Annotated in this window: 12 protein-coding genes and 1 tRNA gene; 4 read left to right on the top strand and 9 right to left on the bottom strand. The window is 72.5% G+C overall.

Features of this window, described 5'->3' with window-relative positions:
• Positions 1–73: 73 nt before the first annotated feature.
• From pknB to ACFU7Y_RS05015, 6 genes are all read right to left on the bottom strand, one after another.
• Positions 74–2,182 (bottom strand): Stk1 family PASTA domain-containing Ser/Thr kinase, encoded by a 2,109-nt coding sequence (gene pknB / locus ACFU7Y_RS05040; RefSeq protein ID WP_224283630.1) that lies wholly within the window; start codon positions 2,180–2,182, stop codon positions 74–76.
• Positions 2,183–2,442: 260 nt separating this feature from the next.
• On the bottom strand, positions 2,443–3,900 hold the full coding sequence (locus ACFU7Y_RS05035) for a peptidoglycan D,D-transpeptidase FtsI family protein (RefSeq protein WP_380766506.1): 1,458 nt from the start codon (positions 3,898–3,900) through the stop codon (positions 2,443–2,445).
• A complete protein-coding gene (locus ACFU7Y_RS05030; RefSeq protein WP_224283632.1) occupies positions 3,897–5,273 on the bottom strand; it encodes an FtsW/RodA/SpoVE family cell cycle protein in 1,377 nt (458 codons plus the stop codon). Before ACFU7Y_RS05030 ends, ACFU7Y_RS05035 begins: the two co-directional genes overlap by 4 nt.
• Before the next feature lie 160 nt (positions 5,274–5,433).
• Positions 5,434–7,032, bottom strand: a complete 1,599-nt coding sequence (locus ACFU7Y_RS05025; protein ID WP_380766505.1) for a PP2C family protein-serine/threonine phosphatase — start codon at positions 7,030–7,032, stop codon at positions 5,434–5,436.
• Positions 7,033–7,085: 53 nt separating this feature from the next.
• Positions 7,086–7,631 carry an FHA domain-containing protein gene (locus tag ACFU7Y_RS05020; RefSeq protein ID WP_380766503.1) on the bottom strand — a complete coding sequence of 182 codons (546 nt, stop codon included), beginning with the start codon at positions 7,629–7,631 and terminating at the stop codon, positions 7,086–7,088.
• A 46-nt stretch (positions 7,632–7,677) separates the two neighbouring features.
• Positions 7,678–8,544 carry an FhaA domain-containing protein gene (locus ACFU7Y_RS05015; protein WP_380766502.1) on the bottom strand — a complete coding sequence of 289 codons (867 nt, stop codon included), beginning with the start codon at positions 8,542–8,544 and terminating at the stop codon, positions 7,678–7,680.
• A 422-nt stretch (positions 8,545–8,966) separates the two neighbouring features.
• On the opposite strand from ACFU7Y_RS05015, the gene ACFU7Y_RS05010 reads away from it, so the two are divergent.
• A tRNA-Leu gene (locus tag ACFU7Y_RS05010) sits at positions 8,967–9,050 on the top strand.
• A gap of 94 nt (positions 9,051–9,144) precedes the next feature.
• Here ACFU7Y_RS05010 and ACFU7Y_RS05005 read toward each other — a convergent pair.
• A complete protein-coding gene (locus ACFU7Y_RS05005) occupies positions 9,145–10,290 on the bottom strand; it encodes a sensor histidine kinase (protein WP_224283227.1) in 1,146 nt (381 codons plus the stop codon).
• Complete coding sequence (locus tag ACFU7Y_RS05000) at positions 10,287–10,940, bottom strand: response regulator transcription factor (RefSeq protein ID WP_224283230.1); 654 nt, start codon at positions 10,938–10,940, stop codon at positions 10,287–10,289. Before ACFU7Y_RS05000 ends, ACFU7Y_RS05005 begins: the two co-directional genes overlap by 4 nt.
• Positions 10,941–11,281: 341 nt before the next feature.
• Between ACFU7Y_RS05000 and ACFU7Y_RS04995 the strand changes: the two genes are divergently transcribed.
• Both ACFU7Y_RS04995 and ACFU7Y_RS04990 read left to right on the top strand, forming a co-directional pair.
• Positions 11,282–13,111, top strand: coding sequence for a phosphatidylglycerol lysyltransferase domain-containing protein (locus ACFU7Y_RS04995; RefSeq protein ID WP_374120062.1), 1,830 nt, complete (start codon positions 11,282–11,284; stop codon positions 13,109–13,111).
• A 277-nt stretch (positions 13,112–13,388) separates the two neighbouring features.
• Positions 13,389–14,081 carry a hypothetical protein gene (locus tag ACFU7Y_RS04990; RefSeq protein ID WP_224283226.1) on the top strand — a complete coding sequence of 231 codons (693 nt, stop codon included), beginning with the start codon at positions 13,389–13,391 and terminating at the stop codon, positions 14,079–14,081.
• Positions 14,082–14,152: 71 nt separating this feature from the next.
• On the opposite strand, the gene ACFU7Y_RS04985 is transcribed toward ACFU7Y_RS04990, so the two are convergent.
• The gene (locus tag ACFU7Y_RS04985; protein ID WP_380766501.1) at positions 14,153–16,930 is read right to left on the bottom strand and encodes a SpoIIE family protein phosphatase; all 2,778 of its coding nucleotides are present in this window, start codon (positions 16,928–16,930) and stop codon (positions 14,153–14,155) included.
• Between the two features lie 278 nt (positions 16,931–17,208).
• On the opposite strand from ACFU7Y_RS04985, the gene ACFU7Y_RS04980 reads away from it, so the two are divergent.
• Positions 17,209–18,483 (top strand): rhodanese-like domain-containing protein, encoded by a 1,275-nt coding sequence (locus ACFU7Y_RS04980; protein ID WP_224285068.1) that lies wholly within the window; start codon positions 17,209–17,211, stop codon positions 18,481–18,483.
• Positions 18,484–18,489 lie beyond the last annotated feature (6 nt).

Genomic DNA, 18,489 nt, shown 5'->3' with positions numbered 1-18,489 from the left:
GGCCCTCGGGCGTCCCTGGGAGTCACCCCGGCGTCCGGCCCCGGCTCAGCCGAACCAGGGGAAGATCGGAGGCCTAGTGGTCCCCTTTGGCGGGTGGGGTGGTGGGGTCGCCCCCTTTCGGCGGCTCGGCCGCCTTGGTGTACAGCTGGATCTGGGTGTTCGGGTCGACCTGGGTGCCGGCCGGCGGGTTGCTCTGCTGCACCGTCGCGTTCGGGTCCGCGGGGCCGCTGACCACCGTGTACGTCAGGCCGAGTGCCTTCAGCTGGTTGGCGGCGTCCGACAGCTTGACGTTCGCCAGCGGCGGGACCTGGGGCTTGTCCTGCGCCTTGTAGACGGTCAGCGAGATCTTGGTGTTGGCCGGGGCCTTGGTGTTGGCCGGGACCGACTGGAAGGCGACGGTGTTGACCTTGCTCGGGTCGGGGGCCGTGGCGGTCTTCGAGGCGTCCACCTGGAAGCCGAGGCCCTGGAGGGTGGCCGTCGCGTCCTCCTTCTGGGAGCCGACCACGTTCGGCACGTTCACCTTGGCCTTGCCCTGCGACACGGTCAGCTTGATCGGGGTGCTCGGGTCGACGGCCGCGTTGGCCGCCGGGTCCTGGGCGGTGACGGTGTCCTGCGCGGCGTTGTCGTCGTCCTTGTACTCGGTGGTGACGTTGGTGAAGCCCGCGTCGGCGAGGGCCTTGACGGCCTGGTCCTTGGGCTTGCCGACCACGGGGGGGAGCGGCGCCTTGGCCGGGCCCGAGGAGATCTGCACCGTGATGGTGGAGGTCTCGACGACCTGGGTGCCCGGCAGCGGGGTCTGGGTGCAGACCTGGTCCTTCTTGACGTTGGCGTCCGGGCAGGCGATCTTCTCGCCCTCGGTCACCACGAGCTTGGGACCGGCCCCGGTGGCGGCCGTCTTGGCCTCCGCCAGGGTCTTGCCGACCAGGTTCGGCGCGGTGACCTTCGCGGCGTCCTTCGTGCCCTTGTCACTGAACATCGCCTGGGCGACGAAGAAGGTGCCGACCAGGACCAACACGGCGGCCACCGCCAGCACGATCCAGGAGGTGTTGCTCTTCTTCGGCGGGTCCTCGCCCCTGCGGCCGCGGCCGTAGCCGTCGTCGTTGCCGCCGACCGCGGGGCCGGCGTGGGTCTGGCCGTAGCCGTCGTCCTGGTAGCCGCCCTGCCCGTAGCCGGGCTGCCCGGAGGCCTGCGGCAGGACGGTGGTCGGGCCGCCGCCGGGCTGCTGCGGCAGGACGTTGGTCTGGCCGTACGGGTCGTGCTGCTGCGGGTAGCCGTTCTGGTCGTAGCCGTACCCGGCCGGGCCCATGCCGTACGCGGCGGCCTGCTGGGCGGCGGCCACCGGCAGGCCGTCGAGGAAGCGCTCGATGTCGTCGCGCATCTCGTCGGCGGTCTGGTAGCGGTAGTCGCGGTCCTTGGCGAGCGCCTTCAGCACGATCGCGTCGATCTCGGGGCGCACCTCGGGATCGAAGACGGACGGCGGCTGCGGTTCCTCCCGGACGTGCTGGTAGGCCACCGCGACCGGGGAGTCGCCGACGAACGGCGGGCGGACGGTCAGCAGCTCGTAGAGCAGGCAGCCGGTGGAGTAGAGGTCGGAGCGGGCGTCGACCTGCTCGCCCTTGGCCTGCTCGGGGGAGAGGTACTGGGCGGTGCCGATGACGGCCGAGGTCTGCGTCATGGTCATTCCGGCGTCGCCCATCGCACGGGCGATGCCGAAGTCCATGACCTTGACGTTGCCCTGCCGGGTCAGCATCACGTTGGCCGGCTTGATGTCGCGGTGCACGATGCCGGCCCGGTGCGAGTACTCCAGGGCCTGGAGGATGCCGATGGTCATCTCCAGCGCGCGCTCGGGCAGCAGCCGGCGCCCGGAGTGCAGCAGCTCGCGCAGCGTGGACCCCTCGACGTACTCCATCACGATGTACGGGATGGAGATGCCGTCGATGTAGTCCTCGCCGGTGTCGTACACGGCGACGATCGCGGGGTGGTTCAGGGACGCCGCCGACTGTGCCTCGCGGCGGAAGCGGGCCTGGAACGACGGATCCCGGGCCATGTCGGCCCGGAGCGTCTTCACTGCGACGGAGCGGCCGAGTCGGGTGTCATGGCCGAGGTACACCTCGGCCATGCCGCCGCGTCCGAGGACGCCGCCGAGCTCGTACCTGCCGCCGAGGCGACGAGGCTCTTCCATAGTTCCGACCCTCTCCCTCACCGGCCGGTGAGGTTGTGACGTAGGCGTCCCCGCACGCTCTGGGTGACGCCGCGCGGTCCGCGACCGGTTCTCCGGCCGGGCCGTGCGGTGCCTCGCGGGCGGCAACGGGCACACCCGCTGCTGGCGGATACGCTACCGGTCGTACCGCATCGGACCGGAGTCGACCGTCGGCCGATATCAGACCGGTATCCGGACGACGGTGCCGATCGTGACATTCCCCTCACCCCGGATCCGCGCTCCTACTTGCCGAGTGCGGCCTGCATCACCGCCTTGGCGATCGGGGCCGCGAGCCGGCCACCGCTGATGCCGTCGCGGTTCTGGGACCCGTCCTCGACCACCACCGCGACCGCGACCGACTGGCCGTCCGGGGTCTTGGCCCAGGAGGTGAACCAGGCGAACGGCAGCCCGGCGTTGTCCTCGCCGTGCTGCGCGGTGCCGGTCTTGCCGCCGACCTGGAGTCCGGGGATCTGGGCGTTCTTGCCGGTGCCGTTCTCGACCACCGAGACCATCAGGTCCTGCATCTTCTGCGCGGTGGCCGGGCTCATCGGCTGGGAGAACTGCTTCTCGGTGTGCTTGGAGACGGTGGTCAGCGTGGCCGAGCGCTCCTGGTCGACCAGGTACGGCTGCATCAGGCTGCCGTTGTTGGCGATCGCGGCGGAGACCATGGCCATCTGCAGCGGGGTGGCGCGGGTGTCGTGCTGGCCGATCGAGTCCTGGGCGGTGCCGTCCAGGCTCGGGCTGTCCGGGAAGACGCTCTTCTCGGAGCGGACCGGGGTGTCGATCGTGCTGTTGAAGCCGAACTTCTCGGCCTGCGCCCGCATCCTCTCCTTGCCCAGGTCCGCGCCCATCTTGGCGAAGACCGTGTTGCAGGACTGGTCCATGCCGGACTTGATGGTGGCGTTCTCGCAGCGCTCGTTGGGGCTCTCGTTCTTCAGCTGCGTGGTGGTGTTGGGCAGGATGTACGGCTCGGGCGTGTCCGTGGCGTCGTCGATGCCCTGGTACCGGCCGTTCTCGAACGCCGCGGTCGCGGTGACCAGCTTGAAGGTCGAGCCGGGCGGATAGGTCTCCTTCAGCGCCCGGTTGAGCATCGGCTTGTTCGGGTCCGCGTTGAGGTCCGTCCAGGCCTTGGTGTCGGCGGCCTCGCCGCCGGCGAAGGTGCCCGGGTCGTAGGAGGGGGTGGAGACCAGGCCCAGGATCGCGCCGGTCTTCGGGTCGAGCGCGACCACCGCGCCCTTCTTGTTCCCCATGGCGTCGAAGGCGGCCTTCTGGACCTTGGCGTTGATGGTGGTCACGACGTCGCCGCCGCGCTTCTGCTCGCCGGTCAGCATGTCCAGGGTGTTCCGGAAGAACAGCCGGTCGTCGGTGCCGGAGAGGATGCCGTCCTCCAGGTTCTCCAGCTGGTTGGAGCCGTAGGCCTGGGAGGAGTAGCCGGTCACCGGGGCGTACATCGGGCCGTCGACCCAGGAGCGCTTGTACTTGTAGCGCAGGCCGTTGACGAAGTCGGACCTGGTGACCGGCTGGCCGCTGACGATGATGTTGCCGCGCGGGTGGGCGTAGCGGTCGTACAGCTGGCGCTTGTTGTTCTTGTTGGTCGCCCAGGACTCGGCCTGGACGCCCTGCACCCAGTTGGTGCGCACCATCAGGGCCAGGATCAGCACGAGGCAGAAGATCGAGACCCGGCGGATCGGCTTGTTCATCGGGCGGGTCCTCCCTGGCCCTCGGTGGCCGGGGCCGGTTCGGCCCCGGGGCGGCGGGCGCTGTCGCTGATCTTCAGCAGGATCGCGACCAGCGCCCAGTTGGCGACCACGGACGAACCGCCCTGGGCGAGGAACGGCATGGTCATACCGGTCAGCGGGATCAGCCCGGTGACACCGCCGGCCACGACGAACACCTGGATCGCCATCGCCGAGGAGAGCCCGACGGCGAACAGCTTGCCGAACGGGTCGCGGGCGGCGAGCGCGGTGCGCAGACCGCGCTGCACCAGCAGCGCGTACAGCAGGAAGATCGCCATCAGTCCGGCCAGCCCGAGCTCCTCGCCGAAGGAACCCAGGATGAAGTCGCTCTTGGCAGCGAAGCCGATCAGCCAGGAGCGGCCCTGGCCGAGGCCCGAGCCGGTGACCCCGCCGGAGCCGAGCGCCATCAGCGACTGGCCGATCTGCTCGGTGGCGCCCTTCGGCGGGTTCGGGCCGAAGACGGCCATCGGGTCGAGCCAGGCGTTGATGCGGACCTTCACGTGGTTGGCGGTCGAGGCGACCGCCACCGCGCCGCCGACCGACATCAGCAGGCCGAACAGGATCCAGCTGGTCCGCTCGGTGGCGACGTAGAGCATCACCACGAACAGGCCGAAGAACAGGAAGGACGTGCCCAGGTCGTTCTCGAAGATCAGGATCAGCAGGCTGAGCAGCCAGATCACGATGATCGGGCCGAGGTCGCGGCCGCGCGGCAGGTACAGGCCCATGAACCGGCGGCTGGCCAGCGCCAGGGCGTCCCGCTTGACCATCAGGTAGCCGGCGAAGAAGACGGTCAGGATGATCTTGGCGAACTCGCCGGGCTGGATGGAGAAGCTGCCCATCCGGATCCAGATCTTGGCGCCGAAGTCCTCGTCCCGGGACGGGAAGAAGGCCGGTGCGGCGAGCAGGACCAGGGCCACCACCATCGAGATGTAGGTGTAGCGCTGGAGCACCCGGTGGTCCTTCAGCAGGACCATCACCGCGATGAAGCCGGCGATCCCCAGGGCCGACCACATCAGCTGGTTCTCGGCCGCCGGGTAGTTGTTCTTGAGCAGCTTGCCGGCCTTGTCCAGGCGCCAGATCATCACCACCCCGAGCCCGTTCAGCAGGGTGGCGATCGGCAGCATCAGCGGGTCCGCGTACGGCGCGAAGCGGCGCACCAGCAGGTGCGCGACCATCGCCAGAGCGCCCATGCCGAACCCGTAGCCGAGCATGCCCGCGGGCAGCTTGCCGTCCATCGCGAGGCCGACGTTGGCGTACGCGAGGACCGGGATCAGCACCGCGAAGGCCAGCATGGCCAGCTCGGTGTTGCGCCGGTTGGGCGCCCCCTGCGGGGAGATCGTGGTGTTGCCCCGCCGACGGGGGGCGGCGCGTTCGGCCGTCGCCCGGCGCCGGCCGGACCGGGTGGTTTCTTGGCTCAGGTCGTAGCTGCTCACGTGGTGACCGCTCCCTGACGGCCGGCAAGCCCGTTCGGGGCGGACCTATGTCGGATCACGGATGTCACTGCTTCGGGCAGGAGTTCGCCCGGCTGAGCTCCTCTTCGGTCAACGGAGCCTGGTCGCCCTGCGTGGCCGGAGGGGTGGCGTTCGGCGCCGGGGCGGGTGCCCCCGGGGCGGTCGGCGTCGGTGCGGTCGAGGGACCGGTGCTCGGCGTCGCCGCGGCCGGGCCGCGGTTCTTCTCGGTCGGGGTGGGCGTGGCGGCCAGGTACACGGCCTGGGACGCCTGGGTGGCGGGCGGTGCGGCCGGGACGGTCGCCTTCGCGGCCCGCTGGCAGAGCTGGACCCAGCCGTCGAGCTCGTTGACCGTCGACTGGGCGTCCTTCATGCTGCCGACCGAGATGGTCTTCTTCACGTGGACCTGCTGGTCCTCGGGCAGCCACTTCAGCTGGATCTTGCTGTAGGAGGAGTGCACCGAGGACAGGCTCAGGCCGGCCAGGTTCTGGTTGATGCCCTGGTAGATCGCGACGTGGTCGTCCTGGGTGCCGACGTAGTACTGGTCCTGGGTCCACTGGTAGCCGACGTAGCCGGCGCCGCCGAGCAGCCCGAGCGTGACCAGGACGGCCAGCGAGACCGTCAGGCCCTTGCGCCTGCGCTTCGCGGGCCGACCCTCGTCGAGGCCCTCGGTGCCGTACACCGAGGGCTCGCCGGAGCCGTACTCGCCGTCGTAGCCCTCGGCGGGGCCGAAGCCGCCCTGCGCGGCGTCGTAGCCCTCGGCCGGGCCGAAGGCGCCCTGCGGGCCGCGGCCGAGGCCGGCGGCGCGGCCGGCCGGGGTGTCCGCGATCGAGCGGTCGGCGGCGGCCGAGGACGGCGGGGCGTCGGCGACCGCGCCGACCACCACCGGGACGTCGTTGAACTGGCCGCTCATGGTGTCCGTGGCGCCGACGTCGATGACGTCCGCCACGATGCAGGTGATGTTGTCCGGACCGCCGCCGCGCAGCGCGAGCTGGATCAGCTCCTGCACGGTCTGCTCGGGCGCGTAGTAGCTGCCGAGGGTGTCCTGGAGGGTCTGGTGGCTGACCGGGCCGGAGAGGCCGTCGGAGCAGATCAGGTAGCGGTCGCCGGCCCGGACCTCGCGGATCGACAGGTCGGGTTCGACCTGGCCGCGGCCGTCCAGCGCCCGCATCAGCAGCGAGCGCTGCGGGTGGGTCTCGGCCTCCTCGGGCGTGATCCGGCCCTCGTCGACCAGGCGCTGCACCCAGGTGTGGTCCTGGGTGATCTGCACCAGGGAGCCGTCGCGCAGCAGGTAGGCCCGGGAGTCGCCGACGTGCACCAGGCCCATCCGCTGGCCCGTCCACAGCATGGCGGTCAGGGTGCAGCCCATGCCCTCCAGCTGCGGGTCCTCCTCGACCATCTGCCGGAGCCGGTCGTTGGCGCCCTGGACGGCGTCGCCCAGCAGGGTCAGCAGGTCGGCGCCCGGCACGTCCTCGTCCAGCCGGACGATCGAGCCGAGCACCTCGGAGGAAGCGACCTCGCCGGCCGCGGCGCCGCCCATGCCGTCGGCCACGGCCAGCAGCCGCGGCCCGGCGTAGCCGGAGTCCTCGTTCCCCTCCCGGATCAGTCCCTTGTGGGAGCCGGCGGCGAAGCGCAGCACCAGGGTCATGCGACCTGTGCCCCCCTCTGGGTCATGGACGGGATGCTGTCCCTCATGCGCTACTACTTCCGCAGTTCGATGACGGTCCTGCCGATACGGATCGGCATGCCCGGCTGGAGCGGGGTGGGCGCGGTCAGGCGCTGCCGGTCCAGATAGGTGCCGTTGGTGGAGCCTAGATCCTCGACCGTCCACTGCCCAGTCTGATCCGGATAGATCCTGGCATGCCGGGAGGACGCGTAGTCGTCGTCCAGCACGATGGTGGAGTCGTGCGCACGGCCGAGCGTGATGGTCTGGCCCTGGAGCGCCACCGTGGTGCCGGCCAGCGAGCCCTGCACCACGACGAGCTGGGTCGGGCCGCCGCGACGGCGCCCGCCGCCGCCCTGGGTCTGGCCCGCCGCCGGGCCGGCCTGGGTCGGCGCCGCGGCGCGTGCGGCGGTCGCGGTGGACGCGCCGCCAGCCGTCGTGGCGCTCGCGCCACGACGGGAGGACCGCGGGTTCACCTTGGTGCCGAACAGGTCGCTGCGGATCACCTGGACCGCGACGATGACGAACAGCCACAGCACGGCCAGGAAGCCCAGCCGCATGACCGTGAGGGTCAGTTCTGACATGACCGTCCCGCCAGTCGGTGAGCGAGGCGCGCGAACAATTCGGACACTACCCTTCGACCTGCCGGTAGACGATGGTGGTGGAGCCCACGACGATTCGGGATCCGTCGCGGAGCGTAGCGCGCTGGGTGTGCTGTCCGTCCACCACGATGCCGTTGGTGGAGCCCAGGTCGAGCACCATCGAAGGAGTGCCGGGCCGGATCTCGGCGTGCTTGCGGGAGACCCCGGGGTCGTCGATCCGCACGTCCGCCTCGGTCGACCGGCCGAGCACGCAGGCCGAACCGGTGATCTGGTGCCGGGCGCCGTTCACCTCGACCCAGCGGCGCATCCCGGCGCCGCCGTGGCCGGCGCCGGGGAAGGCGCGGACGTTGCCGCCGGCGGGCGCGGGCGGACCCGGGGGCATCGCGGGCGGCGCGGCCGGCGGCGGGGGTGCGCCGTACGGGCCGGCGCCGGGCTGCTGCCACGGTGCGCCGGGGGCCGGGGCGGCCGGCGGGCGGTCGTAGCCGGGCTGCGGCGGTGCGTACTGCTGCTGCTGGGGCTCCTCGGCGGCGAGGGTGCGGCTGCGCACCCGGTACAGCCCGGTGTCCAGGTCGTCGGCCTTCTCCAGGTTCACATGGAGCGGACCCATGAAGGTGTACCGCTGGGCCTCCGCGTACTCGCGGACCATCCCGGCCAGCTCGGTGCCGAGCTGCCCGGAGTAGGGGCTGAGCCGCTCGTGGTCGTGCGGGCTCAGCTCGACGATGAAGTCGTTCGGCACGACGGTGCGGTCGCGGTTCCAGATGCTCGCGTTGTTGTCGCACTCGCGCTGCAGCGCACCGGCGATCTCCACGGGCTGGACCTCGGACTTGAACACCTTGGCGAAGGTGCCGTTGACGAGACCCTCGAGTCGCTGCTCGAACTTCTTCAGCACTCCCATGGGGCACCCCCTTCCAGGGTTCGTTCGCCTGCCTGCCGGCCGGATCCCGCCCGGGACCCGGTCGCGCCTCCTACTTGCGGTACTTCCGTACTGATCGTATCCACGCCGGGCCCTTCCGTACGGTTCCCGGAGCGTGTGGTGCCCGGGGGTGGGCTCGGACACACAGGGTGACGCATTTCGGGTACGGCACGCCAGGTCTGCCCGTCGGAGCGCCCGTCTGGCAGTCGCACGGACGTTCGCCGGGCATCGGTTCGGATGCCGTCGGGCCCTCCGGACGACGGATTCGGAGCAGCCCGCCAGGTCGTGCTAATGTTTTCCACGTCGGAAGGGCCGCCCGGAAGGGAGGCCGGTCCAAGGAAACGCGAAGTCCTCATGGTACCGAGCGGTTCGGAAGATCGGTCGGCAACGAGGACAACACCCATGCGCGGGTGGCGGAATAGGCAGACGCGCTGGATTCAGGTTCCAGTGCCCGAAAGGGCGTGGGGGTTCAACTCCCCCCTCGCGCACAGCGAAGCCCCGCAGATCTACGGATCTGCGGGGCTTTCTCGTTGTCTCGGCGCAGCCCGGTGCCGGGCGGTACGGGTCCGAGGACGGGACGGGTCAGCCTCGGCTGGCCGGGAGTTCGGCGCGGACCTCGAATCCGCCGTCCGGGGTCGGCCCGGCGGTGAGGGTGCCGCCCAGCAGCTGGGCGCGCTCGCGCAGGCCGACCAGGCCGTGGCCGCCGCCCGGCAGGATCTCGGCCGGGTGCACCGGCGGGGCCTCGTTGCGGACCTCGACCCGCAGCCGGCGGCCCTTCGCCCGGACCCGCACGTGCACCGTCGCGTCCGGGGCGTACTTGGTGATGTTGGTGAGCGCCTCCTGGACGGTGCGGTACGCGGCCCGCTCGACCGCCTCCGGCCACGGGCGGTCGCCGGGGACCAGCTCGGTGTCGGCGGCCAGGCCGCTCTCCTCGATCAGCCGGGGCAGGTCGGCCAGCCGGGGTTGCGGGGCGAGCGGGGCGTCCGGCAGCCCGCCGGTGCCGCGCAGCACCCCGACCATCTGGCGCAGCTCGTCCAGGGTCCGTACGGACAGTTCGCGGATGGTGCGGGCGGCGGTCACGGCCGCCGGATCGGGGCTGCTCACCTGGAGCGCGCCGGCCTGGATGCTGATCAGGCTGACCTGGTGCGAGACCACGTCGTGCATCTCCCGGGCCAGCCGGCCGCGCTCGCTGATCAGCACCCGCTCGGCCAGCAGCCGGCTCTCCCGCTCCTGGCCGCGGGTCAGCTCGTCCAGGCGGACGGCCAGTTCCCGCCGGGTGCGGGCGAGCAGACCGGTGGCGGCCGGGCCGGCCGCCAGCATCACGGCCTGGATGGCGTCCAGCGCGGTGGCGCGGCTGAGGGTGACGATGTCCTCGGGCAGCGGCCAGTGGAAGAACTCGACCAGGGCGAACAGGATGCCGCAGGGGACCACGACCCGGGGGCGGGGGCGCTCGGCGGCCACCGAGTAGACGGCCGTTATCGGGGCCAGCCAGATCTCGTCCACCCAGCTGCCCGGCATGGTGAGCAGCAGCACCGCCACCGGGAAGCGGCGGCGCCAGAACAGTGCGACGGCGGCCAGCGTGGACAGCGCCACCTGCCACCAGGCGGCCTCCCGGGCCACCAGGCCGGCGTCCAGCAGGGAGTACAGGACGGGCAGCAGCAGCATCAGCCAGGGGGCGGTGCACCAGGCCGGCAGCCGTCTGGACGGCAGTTGGTCGGCGGCCGTCATGCCCCGTCGCCGGGCTTGGGCCGGACCAGGCCGGCCCGGTGGGCCAGGACGGCGGCCTGGACCCGGTTGGCGGCGCCGAGCTTGCCGAGGATCGCGCTGATGTGGTCCTTGACGGTGCCGGTGCCGAGGAAGAGCCGGTCGGCGATCTCGGCGTTGGACAGGCCCTCGCCGAGCAGCGAGAGCACGTCGAGCTCGCGGCCGGTGAGGGTGCGGGCGAGCGCGGTGGCCTCGGCGTCCGGGCCGCCGCCGTCCACGTAGCCGCCGATCACGGTGCGGGTGACGGTCGGGGAGAGGATGTTGCCGCCGGCCGCGAGCACCCGGACGGCGTGCACCAGCTGCTCGGGGGCGGTGTCCTTGAGCAGGAAGCCGGCCGCGCCGGCCCGCAGCGCGGTGCCGATGTACTCGTCGGTGTCGAAGGTGGTGAGCATCGCCACGGCGGGCGGGTCGGGCAGGGCGCGCAGGCGGCGCAGTACGGAGATGCCGTCGAGGTCCGGCATCCGGATGTCGAGCAGCACCACGTGCGGGCGCAGTCGCTGGACGTGCTCCTCGGCCTGCCCGCCGGAGCAGTCGCCGACCACTTCCAGGTCGGCGGCGGAGCCGACGATCAGGCCCAGGCCGGAGCGGACCAGGATCTCGTCGTCGACGATCAGCACGCGGGTGGTGGTGATGGTGCCTCCTCGGTTCGGGCGGCCGGGTCGGGGCGGTCCGCGTGGGTCGTTTCGAGTCGAGAGTAGGGGCAGCCGGGTCGGGGCGCCGAACGTGTGGGGGGTGATGACCCCCGCCGTTCGGCGGGGGTGGGAATCCGCTACCCGGTTCACGCAATTCTCAGCTTCGGTGGGGAACCATGGAGTTGGCTGAACCTTTTCCGGCCGCTTCTCCATTCGGCGGTCGGCCGGGTGAGGTCGCCGGTCAGTCCGTCGGGCAAGAACGGGCGCCCGACGCCGGGCCGTTTGCGGATGCGCCCCACCATCTGATCGTTTGGAATTGAGCTGTGTCGTCCACTGTGAAGTCGGAGCCGTCCGCCACATCCCCGGGGCCCCGTCCCGGCGGCGCGCTGGACCGTTGGCGTCCGAGGGCCGCCGCGGCCTCCGTCTGGTACCTGCGGCTGATCGCGTTGCTGAACGTGGCGACGGTGCTGTTGGTGCCCTTCCGCAACCAGGTCAGCGAGCACAACGAGGGTGAGTACTTCACCCCGTACCTGATGACCTCCGGGCTGGCCAGCGCGGTGCTGTCGGTGTTCCTCGCGATCGCGATGCGGCGGCGCAAGCGGGCCGCGTGGATCTTCAACGCGGCGCTCGGCGGCATGTTCGCGCTGCTGTACCTGGCGGCCATGGTGGTGCCGGACGAGCGCTTCGACACCCACCCGCTCAACTACTTCTCCACCGTCCTGACCTGCCTGTTCGTGCTGACGCTGCTGGTCGGGCGGAAGGAGTTCACGTCCAAGGGCGACAGCTCCAACCCGAAGACCGCGGCGGCCACCTTCGTCGGCGGGCTGGCGTTCGGCGGTGGGGTCGGCGCGCTGCTGGTCTGGATGACCAACGAGCTGTCCGGCGCCGGCTTCTGGGACCTGTTCCGGTACTCCGTCGGCCGGATGATCACGATCACCCCGTCCGAGCACCTGCGCTCGGTGATCGCCGCGCCGACCTGGGTGAACGCCGCGATCAACGCGATGGGCGCACTGCTCTTCCTGCTGGTGCTGTACGTGGCCTTCCGCAGCCCGCGCGGCAAGGAGCTGCTCACCGCCGAGGACGAGGCCAGGCTGCGCGGCCTGCTGGACAAGCAGGGCGAGCGGGACTCGCTCGGCTACTTCGCGCTGCGCCGGGACAAGGCGGTGATCTTCTCCCCCAGCGGCAAGGCGGCGGTCACCTACCGGGTGATCGGCGGCGTCTCGCTCGCCTCGGGCGACCCGATCGGCGACCCGGAGGCCTGGCCGGGCGCGATCGACGCCTGGCTGGCCGAGGCCCGCGAGCACGCCTGGGCGCCGGCCGTCATGGGGGCCTCCGAGGAGGCCGGGGTGATCTACGCCCGGCACGGGCTGGACGCGCTGGAGCTGGGCGACGAGGCGATCGTCGAACTGGACGAGTTCTCGCTGGACGGCCGTGCGATGCGGGTGGTCCGGCAGGCCTACAACCGGGTCAAGCGGGCCGGGTACACGGTGCGGATCCGTCGCCACGAGGACATCTCGGAGGCGGAGATGGCCGAGCTGGTGGCCAAGGCCGACGAGTGGCGCGACGGGGCGACCGAGCGTGGCTTCTCGATGGCGCTCGGCCGGCTCGGCGACCCGGGCGACGGCCGCTGCGTGATGCTGGAGTGCCACGACGGGGACGGCGAGCTGAAGGCGCTGCTGAGCTTCGTGCCGTGGGGCCCGGACGGGCTCTCGCTGGACCTGATGCGCCGGGCCCGGGACACCGAGAACGGCCTGATGGAGTTCATGGTCATCGAACTGCTGCAGCGCGCCGAGGAGGTCGGGCTGAAGCGGGTGTCGCTGAACTTCGCGATGTTCCGCTCGGTTTTCGAGCGGGGTTCGCGCCTCGGTGCCGGCCCGGTGCTGCGGCTGTGGCGTTCGATCCTGGGATTCTTCTCGCGCTGGTGGCAGATCGAGTCGCTGTACCGCGCCAATGCCAAGTACCGGCCGATCTGGGAGCCGCGTTACCTGCTCTTCGAGAAGAGCAGCGAGATTCCGCGGATCGGCATCGCGAGCGCGCGCGCCGAGGGTTTCATCGTCGCGCCGAGCCTGCCCGCCCTGTTCCGCCGCCGGCACGCCCGGGCCGCCGTGGTGGCGCCCCGGCTCCCGGTGGCGGCCCGGGACGGGAAGGGGTAGCCCTCCGCCGGGGGGCGGAGGGGGCCGGTCGGCCGAATTGGGGGTCCGTCGGGGGAGTGGCCTCCCCCCTGAGGATGACCTCGATCCCCATTCATGCCGATGTGGCCGTGTTAACGGGCTTCTAATGTTGCAGTAGTCGAGAGTTCGGGGATTCGGAGAAACGGTTGTGATTCACAGGACCCACGCGGGGGGCGTGCGAAAGCGGCCGCTGGCAATCGCCAGATCGGCCGCTGTCGCCGAGTGGGGAACGTTGTTCGCGACGGTCCGGGACGCGGTGGTGCGAAAGAAGTTCGCCGCGGTTCCGCTGGCCACGCTGGCGACGTTTCTTATCCTGCTGTTCAGCATCGTCCAGCACCTGCCGGGCGGCGAGCGTTTCGTCAACAACATCGGGGTGGTGCGGGCGGCGCTGCCGCTGGAGGTCTCGCTGCTGCGGACCCCGCTCTCCCTGTACGTGCCGGCGCTGGACCTTCCGGTCTGGGGGGCGCTGGCCCAGGTGTTCGTGGTCTTCGCCATCGCCGAGATCGTGCTCGGCCGGCGGATGACCCTGGTGGTCGCCTACGCGTGCACCCTGGCGGGCACGCTGTTCGCCCGGGTCGGTGTGGCGATCGGGCCGCACCACCTGTTCGGCTTCCCGAAGTGGGTCTCCTACGTGCGGGACACCGGGCCCTCGGCCGCGGTGGTGGCGCTGGCGATCTGCATCGCGTTCCGCTGCCGGGCCTGGTTCACCGGCGGCCTGGTGGTGGCGGTGATGATCGGCGAGGCGGTCGTGCTGCCGAACCTGGCCGGTCTGGAGCACGTGGTCGCGGTGATCACCGCGCTGCTGATCGCCGTCTCGGTGGAGGTCTTCGGGGACTTCTGGCCGAGGGTGCTGGCCGGGGTCGGCGCCGCCACCTCGGTGGCCGCGGTCGCCTCGCGGGAGGTCGCGGTGGAGGCTCGGCGGCGCCGCTCGGCGGAGGCCGTCATCCCCTGACGGGTGCTGATCGCGTTTCGTCGGCCGCGTACGGGTGTCCGTACGCGGCCGTTCGGTGTCCGGTGCGGCCGTCAGGCGTGCGGGAGCGGGAGCTCGAACCAGACCACCTTGCCCACCGCCTTGCGGGCGGTGCCCCAGCGTTCGGCGAGCTTGGTGACCAGGGTGAGGCCGCGGCCGGTCTCGCCGAGCTGTTCGGCCGGCTCCAGCGAGGGCAGGTTGTGGTTGTCGTCGCTGACCTCGACCAGCAGCTTGTCCACCCGGATCAGCTGGAGCTTCACGGTGTCCCGGGCGACTCGCACGGCGTTCGTCACCAGCTCGCTGACCAGCAGTTCGGTGGTGTCGCTGAGCGCCTCCAGGTGCCAGCCGGCCAGCTGCTCGCGGACCAGCGAGCGGGCCCGGCGGACCTCGCGGTGGTCCACGGTGAGGTCCCAGGTGGCCACCTCGGACGGGGCGACCCCGTCGAAGCGGGCCACCAGCAGGGCGACGTCGTCCTTGCGGTCGTCCGAGTGCAGCCGCCGCAGCACCTCGTCGCAGGCCTGCTCGGGGCTCTGCTGCGGGTCGATCAGGTTGCCGCAGAGCGCGGCCAGGCCGGCTCCTATGTCCCCGCCCCGGACCTCGACGAGGCCGTCGGTGCAGAGCACCAGCATCGAGCCGTCCGAGACGTCGATGGTCTTGGCGACGAACGGCACGCCGCCGACGCCGATCGGCGCGCCGGCCGGGATCTCCAGCAGCTCGCCGGTGCCGTCCGGGTGCACCAGGACGGGCGGGACGTGGCCGGCGCTGGCCAGTTCGCAGGTCCGGTTGATCGGGTCGTAGACCGCGTACAGGCAGGTCGCGAGGTGGTCGTCGCCGAGTTTGTGGGCCAGGTTGTCGAGGTGGCGCAGCAGCTGGCCGGGCGGCAGGTCCAGGGCGGCGAGGGTCTGCATGGCGGTGCGGAAGCGGCCCATCGCGGCCGCCGAGTGCAGGCCGTGGCCCATCACGTCGCCGACCACCAGGGCGACCCGGCTGCCGGGCAGCTGGATCGCGTCGAACCAGTCGCCGCCGACCTGGGCCTTGGGGTCGCCGGGCAGGTAGCGGTGGGCGATCTGCACGCCGGGGATCTGCGGCGGGCGGGTCGGGATCATCGAGCGCTGCAGGGTGGTGGCGACCCGTGCCTCGGCGCGGTGCAGCCGGGCGTTGTCCAGCGACAGCGCGGCGCGGACGGCCAGCTCCTTGAGGGTCGCGGCGTCGCTCTCGTCGAAGGGCGCGCGGTCCGGCAGCCGGAGCAGCTTGAGGATGCCCAGCACGGTGCCGCGGGCCGAGAGCGGGACGACCAGCATCGAGCGGCCGGAGACCACCGGGGCCAGCCGGACGCCGCCGAGGGCGATCGCGTAGTCGACCGCGACGTCCGAGCTGACCACCGGGACCAGTACCGGCTGGTTCAGCTGCAGGGCCATCCCGGGCGGGGTGCGGCGGGGCATGCTGACCAGCGAGCCCTCGGAGAGCACGTGGTCCCAGGCGCCGCCGGTCTCGTTGTAGACCAGGGCGACCCGGCGCAGCATGGTGTCGTCGTCCGGGCGGGCGGCCGGCAGCTCGGAGTCCGCGATCAGCCCGTCCACCAGGTCCACGCAGGCGAAGTCGGCGATCCGGGGGACCAGCACCTGGCAGAGCTCGCGGGCGGTGAAGCCGAGGTCCAGCGTGGTGCCGACCTTGCCGCCGACCTCGTTCAGCAGGGCCAGCTGCTCGCCGGCCTGCCCGTTGGTGAGGAACGAGCCGAGCCGTCCGCCGGGCGGGCCCTCGCCGACCGCGGGGGCGGGGACCGGGACGGGGACGGGCGGGGCCTGGTCGGTGTGCAGCGGGGGGTGGCCGTTGGCGGACGGCTCGACGGCGGTGTGCTCGATGGCGGCTGCTCCTGCGGTGGGTGGGGGCACCTCCCGGCCTGAGGCCGGGGGCGGGACGGACGGGCCGCCGTCCGCCGCGGCGCCGCCGACGGCCACCGGCCGGACGGCGGAGGGGACGGCGGACTGGGCGGGGGGACGTTCGGCGGTCTCGCGCTGGACGGGCAGCGGCCCGGGCGGACGGCGGCCGGGCGCGCCCTGCTCGGGCTGCGGCGGCGGGCCGACCCGGGCGGCGCGCTGCTGGGGCGTCGGGTAGCGGCGGCCGAGGCCGGCGGCCGCGTGTGCCGTACCGGTCTGCGCGTCGGCGGGCAGCACCGGCAGCACGGTGGCCGGGTCCAGCCGCAGGGCGGGCAGCCCGCCCTGCTCCAGCGCGGCCAGCAGCGCCGCGCGGTGGGTGGCGGGCAGCAGCCGGGCCAGCGGTTCGGGCACCGGCCGCCCGGCCGGGGTGAGTGCCGCGGCCAGGGTGTGGAAACCGCCCCGGGCGCCGGGCGCGGCGGCGAACGGGAGCAGCCGCTCGCCGAGTGCGAGCCGCGGCCCGGTGGAGCGCAGCGGGCGGGCGTCGGCGGCCAGCGCCAGCAGGCCGCCGGACGGGCCGGGCAGCGGGTAGGCCCACCAGAGCACGTCGCGCTGGTGCTCCTCGCGGTCGGTGACGGTGAGCCGGCCGATCCAGGGCCGGCCGTCGGCGGTCCGCTCGGCGAGGGTGTCGAACGCGTCGCAGTGGCGGCGGACGGAGCAGCGTTCGAGCACCCGGGAGTCCAGGGCGGGCAGCAGGCCGGAGGCCGGGCGGTCGTGGGCGACCTCGGCGCGGTGGCCGAAGAGCTCCTCGGCTGCCCGGCCCCATTGCGCGATCCGGCCGGACCGGTCGACCAGGACGGGGGCGAGCCGGACCAGGGCGGCCACACCCGTCGGGTGGTCACCCGACGCGGTTCCGTCGCCCGCCGGTCGCGGTGTGGAGTTGGACTCGGCCACCATGGATCCGCTCTGCTCCCGCCTGGCCGCCGCGTCCGGGGGCGGCCGTCTCTCCGGAGGAAGGCACGCTGTGCGGATACCAGCGAAGCACGGACCGGGCCGGACTCGACACCGAAACGGGGAGATTCCTCAGGATCGGTTGTGTGTCGCGTGCCGCGCGCCGGTCCGTACCCCTGGTTCACCCGGACGGGGCCTGCGACCACGGCGGTAGGGTGGCAGGCCGGACCGCCCGTACGGGTGGTCCGCAGGACGCAGCCGGCCGGACGAGACAGAGGCGAGAAGTGAGCGCACAGAGCCCCGCCCGCTGGACGGACCCGGAGCGCTGGGGGTACCCCCGGCCGGAGGCTGGGGGAGAGCTGGAGGAGCGGGTCGCCGCCGCGGAGCTGGCCTGGCTCAGCATGGACGTGGACGTGCAGACGCTGCGGGTCGAGATCGACAACTTCGCGCTGATCCACCACCAGCTGCTCGGCCCGCTCTACGCCCGGCTGGACGAGCTGGACGCACTGGTCGCCGAGGCCGTGGCGGCCCGCACCGGCCGTCCCGAGGACCTGCGCCGGGCCGCCGAGGCGCGCCGGCAGGTCGAGGAACTGCCGGACCTGGACGCGCTGTTCGACTCGGTGCGGGAGCAGTCCGGGCAGGACGGGGAGGCGGCCCCGCCGCCGCCCGCCGCGCCGGAGCGGGTGCGGCCCGGCAAGGAGGCCCAGCGGATCTACCGCGAGCTGGTCCGCCGCGCCCACCCCGACCTGACCACCGACCCGGCCGAGCAGCAGCGCCGGGCCGGTTTCCTGGCCCGGGTCAACGAGGCCTACGCGTACGGGGACGCGGCCGCGCTGGGGGCCCTGGCCGCCGAGTGGTCCACCGCGCCGGAGGCCGCGCCCGCCGTCGACTCCCCCGACCGCCCGGACTGGCTGCGCCGCCGACTGGACTGGCTGACCGCCAAGATCGCCGAGACCGCCGCCGAGCAGGTCCGGCTGGAGCAGACCCCGATGGGTCAGCTGCTCGCCCTCGCCCCGCAGGATCCGGACCGGCTGCTGGAGCAGCTCGCCGAGGAGCTGCTGGCCAAGGCCGCCGAGCGGCAGGCCGAGCTGGAACGGCTGCTCGGCGGCCCGGCCCCGGCGGACGGCCCGTCCTCCGGCGGCCGTGGCACGGCGCCGGTGGGCGACAATGGCACGCACCCGACCGTCCCCCAGCCTTCGGCCGGGACGTACCCCCATCAGGAGAGCCACACGATGTTCCCGCAGATCCCCTCCGCCGACGCCACCGCCGTGCCCGCCGACGCCACCCTGCTGGACGTGCGCGAGCAGGACGAGTGGGACGCCGGCCACGTGGACGGCGCGCTGCACATCCCGATCGGCGAGGTGATCGCCCGCCTCGGCGAGCTGCCGGACGAGAAGCTGTACGTGCTCTGCCGGGTCGGCGGCCGCTCCGCGCAGGTCGTCCAGTACCTGGTGCAGCAGGGCCGGGACGCGGTGAACGTCGACGGCGGGATGCACGCCTGGCAGGGTGCGGGCCGTCCCATGGTGAGCAGCACCGGCCAGGAGGCCTTCGTCCTCTGACGGTCT

This window comes from Kitasatospora sp. NPDC057542 (assembly GCF_042801945.1).
Classification (GTDB): domain Bacteria; phylum Actinomycetota; class Actinomycetes; order Streptomycetales; family Streptomycetaceae; genus Kitasatospora.
The sequence above is the reverse complement of the archived record's forward strand: the minus strand, read 5'-3'. Positions and strand labels throughout refer to the sequence as shown.

Excerpts from the sequence above, each read along its gene's own strand:
- pknB (WP_224283630.1), bottom strand. The coding sequence starts at position 2,182 with ATGGAAGAGCCTCGTCGCCTCGGCGGCAGGTACGAGCTCGGCGGCGTC.
- ACFU7Y_RS05035 (WP_380766506.1), bottom strand. The coding sequence starts at position 3,900 with ATGAACAAGCCGATCCGCCGGGTCTCGATCTTCTGCCTCGTGCTGATC.
- ACFU7Y_RS05025 (WP_380766505.1), bottom strand. The coding sequence starts at position 7,032 with ATGACCCTGGTGCTGCGCTTCGCCGCCGGCTCCCACAAGGGACTGATC.
- ACFU7Y_RS05020 (WP_380766503.1), bottom strand. The coding sequence starts at position 7,631 with ATGTCAGAACTGACCCTCACGGTCATGCGGCTGGGCTTCCTGGCCGTG.
- ACFU7Y_RS05015 (WP_380766502.1), bottom strand. The coding sequence starts at position 8,544 with ATGGGAGTGCTGAAGAAGTTCGAGCAGCGACTCGAGGGTCTCGTCAAC.
- ACFU7Y_RS05005 (WP_224283227.1), bottom strand. The coding sequence starts at position 10,290 with ATGACGGCCGCCGACCAACTGCCGTCCAGACGGCTGCCGGCCTGGTGC.
- ACFU7Y_RS04985 (WP_380766501.1), bottom strand. The coding sequence starts at position 16,930 with ATGGTGGCCGAGTCCAACTCCACACCGCGACCGGCGGGCGACGGAACC.